The sequence below is a fragment of the Cohnella sp. genome (assembly GCF_041641335.1).
Lineage (GTDB): Bacteria > Bacillota > Bacilli > Paenibacillales > Paenibacillaceae > Cohnella.
In genome coordinates, this window is record NZ_JBEPYQ010000059.1 from 17,402 (window position 1) to 30,563 (window position 13,162).

At 55.9% G+C, this 13,162-nt stretch carries 14 protein-coding genes and 1 tRNA gene; 11 read left to right on the top strand and 4 right to left on the bottom strand.

Features of this window, described 5'->3' with window-relative positions; all coding sequences use genetic code 11:
* The first annotated feature begins 17 nt into the window (after positions 1-17).
* The 11 genes from hisJ (at position 18) to ACESLM_RS18865 (ending at position 10,551) form a co-directional block, all read left to right on the top strand.
* Complete coding sequence (gene hisJ / locus ACESLM_RS18815; RefSeq protein WP_372633122.1) at positions 18-821, top strand: histidinol-phosphatase HisJ; 804 nt, start codon at positions 18-20, stop codon at positions 819-821.
* An 88-nt stretch (positions 822-909) separates the two neighbouring features.
* Complete coding sequence (locus tag ACESLM_RS18820; protein WP_094042909.1) at positions 910-1,863, top strand: ribose-phosphate diphosphokinase; 954 nt, start codon at positions 910-912, stop codon at positions 1,861-1,863.
* A 163-nt stretch (positions 1,864-2,026) separates the two neighbouring features.
* Positions 2,027-3,757: a tetratricopeptide repeat protein gene (locus tag ACESLM_RS18825; protein WP_372633104.1), complete on the top strand. Its 1,731-nt coding sequence runs from the start codon at positions 2,027-2,029 to the stop codon at positions 3,755-3,757.
* A 65-nt stretch (positions 3,758-3,822) separates the two neighbouring features.
* Entirely contained in the window at positions 3,823-4,770 is a 948-nt protein-coding gene (gene trxB / locus ACESLM_RS18830) for a thioredoxin-disulfide reductase (RefSeq protein WP_372633105.1), read from the top strand.
* 92 nt (positions 4,771-4,862) lie between these two features.
* Entirely contained in the window at positions 4,863-5,816 is a 954-nt protein-coding gene (locus tag ACESLM_RS18835) for an ROK family glucokinase (RefSeq protein ID WP_372633106.1), read from the top strand.
* A 114-nt stretch (positions 5,817-5,930) separates the two neighbouring features.
* On the top strand, positions 5,931-6,818 hold the full coding sequence (rapZ, locus tag ACESLM_RS18840; RefSeq protein ID WP_372633107.1) for an RNase adapter RapZ: 888 nt from the start codon (positions 5,931-5,933) through the stop codon (positions 6,816-6,818).
* Positions 6,819-6,827: 9 nt separating this feature from the next.
* Positions 6,828-7,814 (top strand): gluconeogenesis factor YvcK family protein, encoded by a 987-nt coding sequence (locus tag ACESLM_RS18845; protein WP_372633108.1) that lies wholly within the window; start codon positions 6,828-6,830, stop codon positions 7,812-7,814.
* A gap of 7 nt (positions 7,815-7,821) precedes the next feature.
* Positions 7,822-8,757, top strand: coding sequence for a DNA-binding protein WhiA (gene whiA, locus ACESLM_RS18850; protein ID WP_094042917.1), 936 nt, complete (start codon positions 7,822-7,824; stop codon positions 8,755-8,757).
* Between the two features lie 102 nt (positions 8,758-8,859).
* Positions 8,860-9,129 (top strand): HPr family phosphocarrier protein, encoded by a 270-nt coding sequence (locus ACESLM_RS18855; protein WP_094042918.1) that lies wholly within the window; start codon positions 8,860-8,862, stop codon positions 9,127-9,129.
* A 124-nt stretch (positions 9,130-9,253) separates the two neighbouring features.
* Entirely contained in the window at positions 9,254-10,024 is a 771-nt protein-coding gene (locus tag ACESLM_RS18860; RefSeq protein ID WP_372633109.1) for an SIMPL domain-containing protein, read from the top strand.
* Between the two features lie 152 nt (positions 10,025-10,176).
* On the top strand, positions 10,177-10,551 hold the full coding sequence (locus ACESLM_RS18865; RefSeq protein WP_372633110.1) for a VOC family protein: 375 nt from the start codon (positions 10,177-10,179) through the stop codon (positions 10,549-10,551).
* A gap of 97 nt (positions 10,552-10,648) precedes the next feature.
* Here the strand turns inward: ACESLM_RS18865 and sda are convergent, their stop codons facing one another.
* The 4 genes from sda to ACESLM_RS18885 form a co-directional block, all read right to left on the bottom strand.
* Positions 10,649-10,804, bottom strand: coding sequence for a sporulation histidine kinase inhibitor Sda (sda, locus tag ACESLM_RS18870; protein WP_372633111.1), 156 nt, complete (start codon positions 10,802-10,804; stop codon positions 10,649-10,651).
* 335 nt (positions 10,805-11,139) lie between these two features.
* On the bottom strand, positions 11,140-11,724 hold the full coding sequence (gene clpP, locus ACESLM_RS18875) for an ATP-dependent Clp endopeptidase proteolytic subunit ClpP (protein ID WP_094042921.1): 585 nt from the start codon (positions 11,722-11,724) through the stop codon (positions 11,140-11,142).
* Positions 11,725-11,891: 167 nt separating this feature from the next.
* Positions 11,892-11,966 (bottom strand) — tRNA-Arg (locus ACESLM_RS18880).
* 203 nt (positions 11,967-12,169) lie between these two features.
* Complete coding sequence (locus ACESLM_RS18885; RefSeq protein WP_372633112.1) at positions 12,170-12,919, bottom strand: DeoR/GlpR family DNA-binding transcription regulator; 750 nt, start codon at positions 12,917-12,919, stop codon at positions 12,170-12,172.
* Between the last annotated feature and the right edge of the window lie 243 nt (positions 12,920-13,162).

Sequence of the window (13,162 nt, forward strand, 5' to 3'; positions counted from 1 at the left end):
AGGCGGAAGCGAAAGGCATGCTCATCGATTATCATACGCATCACGCGCGCTGCGGCCATGCGGTCGGCAACTTGGAGGACTACATCCTCAGCGCGATAAACCAAGGCATGGAGCAGATCGGCTTGTCCGACCACATGCCTTTGCTGCATGTCACCGACAAGGATAATCCCGATTCCGCGATGCCGATGGACGAGCTTCCCCGCTATGTGGAGGAGGCGCTTGCCCTGAAGGAGAAATACAAGGGCCGCATCGAGGTGCGGGTCGGCCTGGAAGGCGATTACGTCGAGGGTTACGAAGAAGAGATCGAGCGAATCGTGAACGGTTATCCATGGGATTACGTGATCGGTTCGGTTCATTTTCTCGGAACGTGGGATGTGACGGACTTCCGGCAGGTTGGCCGATGGGAGGGGCGCCGCGTCGTCGACGTGTACGAGCAGTACTTCGACGCTATCGCGAAAGCCGCGGCAACCGGCTTCTACGACTACATCGGGCACATCGACGCGATCAAGCGGTTCGGCTACCGTCCGGAGGAGGACGTGACCGCCCTGGAGGATGCAGCGTTGCAGGCCGTCAAGAAGCACGACCTCGCCTTCGAACTGAACGCGGCAGGCTTCTACGCGCCTTGCAAGGAAATGTATCCCTCCTTTTCCATTCTGGAGCGAGCCAGAGCTTACGACATCCCCGTAACGTACGGTTCCGACGCCCATCACCCCGACAAAGTGGGACAAAAAGGAGCAGAAGCGCAAGCGATGCTGAAAAAAGCCGGATATACGGACCTGGCTTTGTTCACGGGGCGTAAACGGGAATCGAAACCTTTTTAAAATCGGCCCGAACTCATGTATAATGGGTTTGATGACTTGACGGATTTCGACACATGGAGCGTCGAATCGCCAAAATATGGAGGGGCACATGTACAGCAGCAGTAAGCTTCGTATCTTTTCGGGATCATCCAATCCGCTGTTGGCAGGCAAGATCGCCGACAATCTCGGAGTGCCGCTGGGGAAAATCAAGCTTTCCCGGTTCAAGAGCGGTGAAGTGTACGTTCACTACGAGGAGACGATTCGCAACTGCGACGTTTTCCTGGTCCAGTCTTTATCCCATCCGATCAACGATTACTTCGTGGAATTGCTGGTCATGATCGATGCGGCGAAACGGGCGTCGGCACGGACGATTAACGTCGTGCTTCCGTATTACGGCTATGCCCGGCAGGAAAGGAAAGCAGCTCCCCGCGAGCCGATCTCCGCGAAGATGGTAGCCGATGTGCTGACGACCGTCGGCGCGCACCGCATCGTGACGATCGACTTGCACGCTCCGGCCATTCAAGGCTTCTTCGACATTCCGGTCGACCACTTGACCGCGCTGGACTTGATCAGCGACTATCTGAAGTCGAAGAACATCCGCAATCCCGTCGTGGTCTCCCCGGATGCGGGACGAGCCTCGACGGCCGAGAAGCTGGCGAACCAACTGGATTGCTCTTTCGCCATCATGATCAAGAAGCGTCCGGCGCACAACGAATCCGTCATTACGCACGTCATCGGGGAAGTCGAAGGGTTTACCCCGATCGTAATCGAAGACATGATCGATACCGGCACGACGATCGTTAACGTCGTCGAGGGCTTGAAGGAACGCGGCGCGGAGGATCCGTTCGTATGCGCGACCCACCCGCTGTTCTCCGATCCGGCCCTGAAGCGGCTCGACCACCCGAACATCAAGGAAGTGGTCGTTACCGACACGATCCTGCTGCCGGAGGAACGCTCTTCCCGGTTCAAGGTGATCTCGGTGGCGCCGATGCTCGCGGAAGCGACGCGCATCATCATGGAAGGCGGCTCGATCAGCACGCTCTTCAAGACGAAAGGCGTATAGAAAAATACACGAAGCGGCAGCTGCGGCGGACGGACCTTGTCCGTTCGTCGGCGCCCTTGCTTGGCTCCGGGGGATGAGGCCCCCGGAGTTTTATTTTATGGATCGCGCAGGCTGTGTTATAATCTTGGGTGATGAGTTTCAGACCACGAGGAGGTGCCTTGCGATGAGCCAGCGAAAGCGCGCGGCGAAAAACCGACGTCCCAAAGTCATCCCGATGAGATTGGATGCGACATTCTTCTTCGAGCGTGCCGTTCAGTCGCTGGATCGGTACCATTACGACAAGGCACTGAAATATTTTCGCCGCGCGGTGGAGTACGAACCGGAGAACCCGGTCAACCACTGCAACATGGCCGGCATTCTGTCCGAGATGGGACGGTACGAGGAATCGAACGTCATTCTTCGCTCGGTGCTCGATCAGATCGATCCCGCGATGACGGAATGCTACTACTACTTAGCTAACAACTACGCCAACATGGAGCTGTTCGAAGCGGCGGAAGAAGCCCTTGTCCGGTATCTGGAGAACGATACGGAAGGCCAATTTCTGGAAGAGTCGGACGAACTGCTCGACTTGCTTCACTATGAGCTGAACCGGCCCGCGAAGCTGTCGACCATTAAGGCCAAAGAAAATATCTACGCCCACGACAAGGCCCGGGAACTGCTGGAAGCAGGCCGGTTCGCCGAGGCGGTCAAAATGCTGGAAGAAATTATCGAGCGGCAGCCGGACTTCTTGGCGGCAAGGAATAACCTGGGGCTGGCATACTACTATATGGGGCTGTTCGACAAGTCGGTCTCCACCATTACCGAGGTGCTGGATTCGGAGCCGGGCAATCTGCACGCGCTGTGCAATCTGGCCATTTTCTACCAGCATTCGAACCAGGAGGAGCAGCTTCGGTCGCTGATCGCGAAGCTGAACAAGACGATTCCCTTCCACCCCGAGCACGTGTTCAAAATGGCGACGACGCTGGGCATCGTGGGGGAGCATCGCGAGGCTTACCAGCATTTCCGCCGTCTGCTGCGCACGGGAGAATTGGCGGGAGAGCCGAGCTTGCATCACTTCGCGGCGATCGCGGCGGTCAATCTTCAGCGTTACGAAGATGCGAAGAAGCATTGGCAGCAGGCCGAGAGACTCGATCCCGAATCGCAAGTGCCTCCTTTTCACCTGAAAAAGCTGGAAAGGATCCGCGCGGGAGAAGAGACCGCTCCGACGCATTACCATTATCACCTTCCGTTCGAAGAGCAGTTCAAGCAGTGGGAAAACAACCCTGGCCAAGTGACGGAGGCGCTGAAGAACGATCCGCTTATCCGTTCGTCTTTCTTCTGGGCGCTCAGGCACGGCGACCGGCGCACGAAGGTGCAGGTCATTCAAGCGCTGGGCCTCGTGGCGGACGATGAAGTGGTCGAGGCGCTGAAAGCCTTCCTGATCGATCCGGACGAGGAGGACGAACTGAAGCGGGTGGCGGTGCTGGTGCTCCGTTCCATCGGGGTGCAGGACTCGCTCGCGGTCATCTTCAGCGGACGGACGCTGACGCTGGACGCGCGCCGCAAATCCGCGCAGCTTCCGGTCTGGGACAGCGCATGGCAGACCGTGCTGGAGCAGGCGCTCGAAGGGATGTCGGGACGGTACGACGTCGTGCAGCAGCACGACATGATGACGCTGTGGGTCGATTTTCTGTCGCGCGTGTACCCGGAGGTGCCGAAGCTGCACAAGTCGACGGGCTGGGCGGCGGCGCTCGAATATTGGACGGCCAAGATGCACCGAAGAACGGTCACGTATGCGGACCTCGTCAGCCGGTACGGCGTGTCTCAAGCGAGCATCAGCCGGTACGCGAACCGGATCGACGAAGCGTGCGGCATTCGGGAGAAGCTGGATTTGACGAGACCTTCGTTTCACTAGCATCTAAATTCCAACGAACTCGAACACGACTTGATATCGTTTCGCGCCACGAGGAGGCAGCATCCATGCACAAAACAATCGTAATCGGAACGGGACCCGCAGGGCTGACGGCGGCGATCTATCTGGCCCGCGCGAACCTGTCGCCGCTCGTCATCGAAGGGCCCGAGCCGGGCGGTCAATTGACGACGACGACGGAGGTCGAGAATTTCCCCGGTTTTCCCGAGGGGATTATGGGACCGGATCTCATGGCGAACATGCGCAAGCAAGCCGAACGGTTCGGAGCGGCATTCCGCACGGGCTGGATCAATCAGGTTGACTTGTCCAAGCGGCCGTTCAATCTGTCGCTCGAAGGCGGGGAGACGCTGCAAGCGGAGACTCTGATTATCTCTACCGGGGCTTCGGCCAAATATTTGGGCATTCCGGGGGAGAAGGAGAACGTCGGATACGGAGTCAGCACGTGCGCGACTTGCGACGGGTTCTTCTTCCGCGGCAAGAAAATCATCGTCGTCGGAGGCGGAGATTCCGCGATGGAGGAAGCCAATTTCTTGACGCGGTTCGCCTCGGAAGTGACGCTCGTCCATCGCCGCGACGAACTTCGCGCTTCCAAGATCATGCAGGAGCGGGCTCGCCAGAACGACAAGATTTCGTGGGGATTAAACAAAACTCCGCTGGAGGTCGTCGCCGGCGAACAGGGCATTACGGGTCTCAAAGTGCGCGACAACGCGACAGGAGAGGAAGAGATCCTCGGCACGCAGGGCTTGTTCGTGGCGATCGGCCATACGCCGAACACGAAGTTTCTCGGCGATCAGATCGAGACGGACGAACTCGGCTATATCCAGGTGAAGCCGGGATCGACGGAGACGAACGTGCCGGGCGTGTTCGCTTGCGGAGACGTGCAGGACCATAAGTACCGCCAGGCGATTACGGCGGCAGGCAGCGGCTGCATGGCCGCGCTCGATTGCGAGAAGTTTCTGGAAGGCTCCGCGACGCACGACTGGAGCCAGTCTCTGTAAGCTTGGGTTCATATGCCGCTTCCGTCGCCGACCCGTCGGCGGCGGAGCCGACTGTTTTAAGTCTAATTATTCCTTATGAGGTGTCGACAAACATGTCAGATTCATTGTTCGTAGGCGTAGATTTGGGCGGAACGTCCATCAAGGTCGGCTTGTGCAACGAGACGGGAGATTTGCTTCGCACGTACGAAGGACCTACGCAAGCCTCCGATGGAGCGGATGCCGTTCTGTCCAATATCGCGGCCTATGTCCGGGAGCTCGTTCCTCCGGGAACGGCGGAATGGGAAGCGGTCGTCGGCGTAGGCATCGGCATTGCCGGGTTTCTCAACATTCCCGAGGGGATTATCAACTTCTCGCCCAACCTTCCGTTCAAGGACGTACCGGTCAAGGGCATCATGGAAGAGAAGCTGGGCAAGCCGGTGAAGATCAACAACGACGCCAACGTCGCCGCTCTCGGCGAAGCATGGGGAGGCGCAGGCAGAGGCGTACGGAACTGCGTTTGCTATACGCTCGGGACAGGCGTCGGCGGCGGCGTCATACTGAACGACCGGCTGATCGAAGGGGCTTCGGGGATGGCCGGGGAACTGGGCCATATCACGATCGTGCCCGATCTTGAGGCGATCCAATGCGGCTGCGGCAGAATGGGCTGTCTGGAGACGGTGTCGTCGGCTACCGGAATCATTCGCATGGCGAAGGATGCCGTCGCGCGCGGAGACAAGACGTCGCTCGCTCTCGTGGAAGAAGAGCTGACGGCCAAGCACGTCATCGACGCGGCGAAGGATGGCGACGAGGCGGCCGCAAGGATCGTCAGCCGGGCCGCCTTCTATCTGGGCAAATCGATGGCGGTCGTGGCGCTTGTCGTCAATCCTGAGCGCTTCATTATCGGCGGCGGGGTCAGCAAGGCGGGAGAGTATCTGTTCGCGCAAATTCGCGAAGCCTTCGGCAAGCTGACGCCGGCCAACGCGACGGCAGGAGTGGAGATCGTGGCGGCGGAGCTCGGCAACAACGCCGGAGTGGTCGGAGCCGCGGGATTGTTCCTTCGGGCATAATTGCAGCAAGGCGCTCGGCTCCGCACGCTCGTGAAGCGGTCCGGGCGCTTCATGTTATTTTACCGTCCCGCAGAGGGACGAACGTAATCAGGGCCGCAGGGAGAGGGGTAACGCATGGATACGATAACGACGCAGCCTAGGCTCGTCATTATAACGGGGATGTCGGGAGCCGGCAAAACGATCGCCGTGCAGAGCTTGGAGGATCTGGGGTTCTTCTGCGTCGATAATTTGCCGCCGGTGCTTATTCCGAAGTTCGCGGATTTGATCGACCAGTCGCAAGGCCGAATCGCCAAGGTCGCCTTGGTGATCGATCTGCGCGGGCGAGAGTTCTTCACGGCGCTGTCCGAATCGCTTAATCATATTCGGGAGCATAACACGATCCACTACGAGATTCTGTTCCTCGACGCGACCGACTCGGTGCTCGTGCAGCGCTACAAGGAGAGCAGGCGCCGTCACCCGCTGGCGCCGGATGGATTGCCGCTGGACGGGATACACTTGGAGCGTAAGCTGCTCGAAGACTTGAAGGGCTGGGCCAATCAAGTTATCGATACGAGCAATCTGAAGCCCGCCGCGCTGAAAGAGAAGATCGTCGCCCGGTTCACGAACATGGATCAGAACAACATCTCGATTAACGTGACGTCGTTCGGATTCAAGTACGGCGTTCCGATCGACGCCGATCTAATCTTCGACGTTCGCTTTTTGCCGAACCCGCACTATATCGACACGCTTCGCCCGAAAACGGGAGTCGACCCGGACGTGTACGATTATGTCATGAAGTGGACGGAGACGCAGACTTTTTTGACGAAGCTGCTCGATATGCTGCAGTTTCTGATCCCGATGTACCATAAGGAAGGCAAGAGCCAGATCGTCATCGGTATCGGATGCACGGGAGGCAAGCACAGATCGGTGGCGCTAGCCGAATATTTGGGACGCAGGCTGGGCTCCAGCGATACGGAATCGGTGCGAGTAAGCCACCGCGACTCCGAACGCGACCGGCATTGAGGTGAGGGAATGAGCAAAAGACAACCCTCTGCCCGCAAGCCGCGGATCGTCGTGATCGGCGGAGGCACCGGGCTGTCCGTTATGCTGCGCGGCTTGAAGCGGAAGCCGCTCGACATTACGGCCATCGTCACGGTCGCGGACGACGGAGGCAGTTCCGGCATTCTGAGGGAGGAATTGCAGATTCCGCCTCCCGGCGATATCCGCAACGTGCTGACCGCGCTCGCCGATAAGGAGCCTCTTATGGCCGAAGTGCTGAAATACAGATTCCAGAACGGGACGGGATTGGCCGGACACAGCCTCGGCAATCTCATCTTGGCGGCGATGACGGACATTACCGGAGACTTCGTCACGGGCATTACCGAGCTGAGCCGCATTCTCGCCGTCAGGGGACGGGTGCTGCCGGCGGCCAATCAGTCTATCGTGTTGAAGGCGGAGATGGAGGACGGTTCGACCGTCGTAGGAGAGTCGGCGATTCCGAAGTCGGGGCTCGCCATCCGGAGAGTGTATCTGGAGCCGCCCGACGTCAAGGCGCTTCCGGAGGCCGTCGAGGCCCTGCGGGAAGCGGATGCGATCCTGATCGGTCCGGGAAGCCTGTATACGAGCATTATTCCAAATCTGCTCGTACCGGAGCTGGCGGAGGCGATCGTGGAATCCAACGCGGCCAAGCTGTTTGTCTGCAACGTGATGACCCAGCCCGGCGAGACGGACAACTATTCCGTCAGCGATCATCTGGCCGCCGTTCACGCCCATATCGGCCATCATCTTTTTGACTACGTCATCGTGAACGATGGAGAAATCCCCCCGCAGGTGGAGAACCTCTACGCCGAGCAGGGAGCCAAGGCGGTCCACTTGGACCTGGAGGAGGTTACCCGCCGGGGCTACAAGGTCATCGCGGACAAACTCGTCCTGTTCCGCACTTACTTGCGGCATGACGCGGAGAAACTAAGCGAGCACATTTACCAGTTGGTCGATAACTGGATGCTCAGAAAGGGGTGAGAAAGGCATGTCTTTTGCAGCGCAAACGAAAAAGGAGCTCACGATGCTCGAGAGCGACAGCTGCTGCGAAAGGGCGGAACTGTCTGCGCTGATTCGGATGAACGGTACGATCTCGTTGTCGAACCGCAGGGTCGTGCTGGACATCGCCACGGAGAATGCCGCGATTTCGCGTCGAATCTATACGTTGCTAAAGCGCCATTTTACGGTCGTCACTGAGCTTTTCGTCCGCAAAAAGATGCGGCTGAAAAAAAACAACGTCTACGTCGTTCGAATTCCAGCCGGGGCCGAAGCGATCTTGAACGATCTGAGCATCGTCTCGGAGGGGTTCCTCTTCCATCCGAGCATCGACAAGGAGCTCGTGCGTAAATCCTGCTGCAAGAAGGCTTATCTGCGGGGCGCTTTCCTGGCGGGAGGCTCGGTGAACAATCCCGAAGGGTCGTCCTACCACCTCGAGATTTCGTCGATGTACGAAGAGCACTGCAAGGCTCTCGTCGACTTGGCGAACAAGTTCCATCTGAACGCCCGGTTCATTGAGCGGAAGAAGGGTTTTATCCTGTACATCAAGGAAGGCGAGAAGATCATCGAATTTCTGAACATTATCGGCGCGCATCAGGCGCTGTTCAAGTTCGAGGATGTCCGCATCATGCGGGATATGCGCAATTCCGTGAACCGGATCGTCAACTGCGAGACCGCCAATCTGAACAAGACGATCGGAGCCGCGGTTCGGCAGATCGATAACATCAAGCTCTTGGAGAAGGAAATCGGACTTCACAATCTTCCCGACAAGCTCCGCGAGGTGGCCGAGGTCAGGCTCCAGCACCCGGATATCAACCTCAAGGAAGTCGGAGATCTGCTGAAAGGCCAGGTCAGCAAATCGGGCGTTAACCATCGGCTCCGCAAGCTCGACGAGTTGGCCGAAAAAATCCGAAACGGCGGGGCATAAAGCGTATGGCGCATTTGTTCATATCAATGTTATAATAATGTAGAACTGGAGCACGGGAGTCCCGACGAGCGGGACGAATTAAAGATAGGGGGTATCCGGTCCATGACGAGACAGCCGGTAGTCGTTCGGCTTAAAACAGGTCTTCACGCCAGACCGGCGGCACTATTCGTGCAAGAGGCCAATAAATTCTCTTCGGACGTCTTCGTTGAGAAGGATGAGAAGAAGGTTAACGCGAAGAGCATCATGGGCATTATGAGCCTGGCGATCAGCTCCGGCACGGAGGTCGCGATCAGCGCGGAGGGTTCGGACGCAGAGCAGGCTGTAACCGCTTTAGTCCAACTCGTGAGCAAAGAAGAACTGGAAAATCAATAAGATTTTTTGCATGAAGCCCCCGTGGAGGGGCTTTTTGCGTTTTTAACATTTTTGTCCCTGAACGTGAAACATTTGTCTATTCGATTGCGTTAATAAAGGCAAACCGATCGAAAGGGGCTTGGTCATGAAAAAAAGCGCTTTGCAAGTGTTGTCGGTCGTTCTGGCCGCGGCGGTAATTGGATGGTTCGGATTCGTGAAAGGGGAGGGGAACGCGGTGTCCGCAGAAACTTCGGCTTCGGCTGTCCAAACGGCGCCTTATACGGTAACGGTGGGGGCGAGCGGCTCCGTGATGGTAGAGCCGGACGTCGCTTATCTGCGTCTGGCGGTCGAGACGCGCGGGTCGAAAGCGACGGAGGCGCAGCAAGCGAACGCGAAGCAGTTCGCGGGAGTGGAGAAGGTGCTGTACGAGACGTTCGGCATCGCCAAGAAGGACGTTACGACGACCGGGTTCGACGTGCAGCCCGAGTACAACTATACGGAGAAGGACGGACGCGTGCTGAAGGGCTACATCGCGGTTCATTCGATTCAGGTGACCTACCGGAAGCTGCCGGACATCGGCAAGCTGTTCGATGCGTTGACGGAGTCCGGAGCGAACCGGCTGGACGGCGTGCAATTCTCTACGGAGAAGAAGGAGCAGTACGAGCTGGAAGCGCTCAAGAAGGCGATGCAGAACGCGGCTGCCAAAGCCGGGGTATTGGCGACGTCGGCCAATCGTCAGCTGAAGGGCGTCACGAACATCGTGCAGGGCGAAGTGTCGAACAATCCGGTGCTGTATGCCCGCACGCAAGCCAAGGCCGTGATGGCTGAAATGGCTATGGACAGCGCGGCTTCCTCGGTGCAATCGGGCCAGATCGAGATCAGCACGCAAGTCACCGTTCAATACGAAATGCAATAATAGACGCGAACAAGGCGGAGGTCGTCTTGAAAGCTCGGAGGGTTTCTCGCAGGAGGCCTCCGGTTTTCGAGACGCCCTCTTTTTCTGCGACTGACCCATGAACGTCCGAGGGACATGAAGGCAGGATTACTGTTCGAGAGGAGACCAATCGCATGATTGAGAGAATCGATCATATCGTGTTAACGGTTAGGGATTTGGAAAAGACGGTCCGGTTTTATACAGGGGCATTAGGAATGGAATTGATTACGTTCGGTGCGAATAGAAAGGCCCTTTCCTTCGGGCAACAGAAGATCAATCTTCACGAATACGGCAATGAGTTCGAACCCAAAGCCCAGTCGCCGTTGCCTGGTTCAGAGGATCTCTGCTTTATAACCAAAGAGCCGATTGAAGAACTCCGCACGCAGTTCATCGAAAAAGGCATCGATATCGTAGAAGGGCCGGTTAAGAGGACGGGAGCATTAGGACCGATAACCTCCATTTATTTCAGAGATCCTGATGGAAACTTAATTGAATTATCCAATTATTAAGACGTTCGCAAGCCAGGAAGCAAGATAGGAGAAATAAAACCGCCCGCCTAAGCCGGCGGGCGGAAAGAGTAGGAAAGTTATCGCAAAGATGACGGGTTTACGCTTCTTTATAATGGCTCAACTGACGGATAGAGAGCGCTTCTTCCAGCAGTTCGATGAATTCATGAGACAGATTCATCTTCTTGGCTTCTCTGTAGACTTCCAGCAGATGCTCATCTTTAAGCGGGCGAAGCAAGGATGCTTTATCGCTCAACCGACGAGCTGCAACCATGTCAACGGGAGCAGAATGCGTTCTCCCTGCTGCGGAAGGGTCCTCGGACGACGTGGCTACAAGGTACGGATACGATCTTTCAGGCATACATAATTCCTCTCTTCCAAAGTTCCTAAGAGATAGCTAGAACTGGGTCTAAATGGAATTCTTATAATTAACAGAATAACATGGTTTGGTGGACTAGCAGAGAGGGCATTCAAAGTTTTGAATTTTTGTTGACATACAATTGGAGTTGTGTTAATGGGGGGGGTAAGAAGAAGCCGTTCAGGTCATCTTGGGATGACCCGAACGGCTTCTTCTTAATGCGGGAGTAACGCTTAGTTGACTTTCTCGATGACTTTATCGATCAGACCGTACTCGCAGGCGACTTCGGCATCCATGAAGTTGTCGCGGTCGGTGTCCTTCTCGATTCTTTCCAGCGGCTGGCCGGTACGTTCGGCCAGAATGCCGTTCAGCTTATCCCGCAGCTTCAGAATTCTGCGAGCGCGGATCTCGATGTCGCTGGCTTGCCCTTCGGCTCCTCCGAGCGGCTGGTGGATCATTACTTCGCTGTTCGGCAGGGCGAAGCGCTTGCCCTTGGCGCCCGCGGCGAGCAGGAACGCGCCCATCGACGCGGCCATGCCGACGCAAATCGTGGAGACGTCCGGCTTGATGAACTGCATCGTATCGTATATGGCCATGCCGGCCGTAATCGAACCGCCGGGACTGTTGATGTAGAGGTGAATGTCCTTTTCCGGATCTTCGGCCGCCAGGAACAGCAATTGAGCGATAATGGAGTTGGCGACTACGTCGTTCACCTGCGTTCCCAGAAATACGATTCGATCTTTGAGTAATCGGGAATAGATGTCATATGCCCGTTCTCCTCGATTGGTTTGCTCGACAACCATAGGTACAAAACTCATGTTTGGCGTCCCTCCTCATGAACTGTGGTTTCCTTATCATAGCGAATCCGAAGCTAAAAGTCAAAGAAAGTCAAAGAGGGTTGACGAAGAAATTTGCGGTTCTCTGAGCAGGGGGGCGGGGATACAAAAAAACCGGCCTGAAGCCGGCCGGCTGATATAAGCAATATTGGCGCGCCCGTGAGGAATCGAACCTCAATCTCAGCCTTCGGAGGGCTGCGTCATATCCGTTGGACCACGGGCGCTCATTAAGTACAGCAAGAGTTATTATAGGGGATAAGACTCTAAAATGCAAGGGATTTCGGGATTGAAATTATTGTTGAGCCGGGAGCAAGGGAGGAGTTTGCTTTCTTGGTGCGAAAATTTTACAGGAGACATCACATGCGAAATACGGGGCGGGACCGCATTAAGTTGCGGTTTCCGCCTTTTTCTGCGCTTCCGGCATAGATTAAACCGAGCAGACTTCGATCTGATGTTGTTTGCACAAGGCGACCCATTCATCGGGAACTCCCGTGTCTGTTACGATGGCGTTAGCCGCTTCCAGCGGCGCGAAAAAGTTAAGAGAGCGACTTCCGAATTTGCTGGAATCGGTAACGATGTAGGTGGAACTGCTGGAATTGGCCATACACTGCTTGATTTCCGCTTCGGCGAAAGTAGAAGTGGAGAATCCCTTTTCTGTAATTCCCCCGGTGGCAATAAAAGCTTTGTTGACATATACGTTCTCGAAAAACGTCCGCGCCGTGCTGCCGACGAACGATTGGGAAATATGCCGCAATTCTCCTCCGCTGATGACCAGCGAAACGTGTTCCTGATTGCGGAGCAAATGGGCTGCGGTCAACGAATTGGTGATGACCGTGACGTCCCGAATGTCCGAATCCGCAAGAGCGGCCGCAATCTGGCTTGTCGTCGTGCCGGAATCCAGAATAATCGTATCTCGGGGCTGGATGAGCGAAAGGCAGTAATGGGCGATGCGCTTCTTCTCGTCCAACTGGCAGTGCTCCCGCTTGTCGAGAGGGGTCTCGTCCAGAAAACGGATGCCGCCATGAAAACGCTGGAATTTTCCTGAATTCTCCAGCTTCTGCAAGTCTCTGCGTATCGTCATGTCTGACACGTTAAAGTAATCCATGAGCTCCTGCACGGACAAATTTCCCCGCTGTTTGATTAGCTCGGCCAGCTTTCCGAGTCGCTTGTCCGACATATTTTTATACCTCTCCTGTTCTTGTTTCGATTCTACGACAAATAATCATTGTTTGTTTATGTAAACATATTAGTGAACGATTTGAGGGTGTGTCAATGCAAGTTTCAAAAAAAACAAACATAAACCATGAATCGAATAAGAAAATATCCTGCATTTTTGTTTGATAACAAACAAAAATAGAAATTAAATGTTGACATATCACCAAAATATCTCTTATTATAGTCGTGAAATGAACAAAATAAA